Origin of the sequence: Frankia sp. AgKG'84/4, from assembly GCF_023242965.2 — a bacterium.
Lineage (GTDB): Bacteria > Actinomycetota > Actinomycetes > Frankiales > Frankiaceae > Frankia.
Window position 1 is genome coordinate 1 of record NZ_JALKFU020000692.1, and the last position, 572, is coordinate 572.

Sequence of the window (572 nt, forward strand, 5' to 3'; positions counted from 1 at the left end):
GCATCGAGCCCGGCCCCGCGGCGGGCGCGGGCGCGGCGGCGGCCGCCGATCCGTTCACTGCCCAGACCGCCGAGCCGAGCCGGTTCGACGTCGCCCACGGCCCCTATCCGACCGGCGCCCCGCCACCCGCCGGGACTGCCGGGGGATCCGCGTCGCCTGTGCCGCCTGTGCCGCGTGCACCAACTGCGCCGCTTGCACCGCCGCTGTCTTACGCCGGCTCCGTCCCGTTCGCGCCGCCTGTCCCGTTCGCGCCGCCTGTCCCGTTCGCGCCGCCTGTGCCGTCCATGCCCTATGCGGCGCACGATGGCGCGGTCGCCGCCGAGGGATCGGGACCGGCGGGGTCCTGGGTGGCACCCGTCGTCACCGGCGCCGACCTGCAGCCGGCGCCGAACCTGCCGGCACGGCGGCGTGGACCGCTCGCCGAACGTCTCCTCGGTGCCAACATGCCCATCCGGCGCGGGAGTTCCGCCGGCAACCGGCAGCTGAACGCCACCCGGACGGCCCCGGCGGACTCCGACGGTCCGGCCTTTCTGCGCTCCCGGGCGGGCGGGCGCCGGGTCCTGGTCGGCGGG

General features: G+C 78.1%; 1 protein-coding gene. It reads left to right on the forward strand.

Going from position 1 to position 572, the window contains the following annotated elements; all coding sequences use genetic code 11:
• Positions 1-284: 284 nt before the first annotated feature.
• Positions 285-572 (forward strand): hypothetical protein (locus tag MXD58_RS24650; RefSeq protein ID WP_250610043.1); only part of this gene is annotated, 288 nt, incomplete at its 3' end.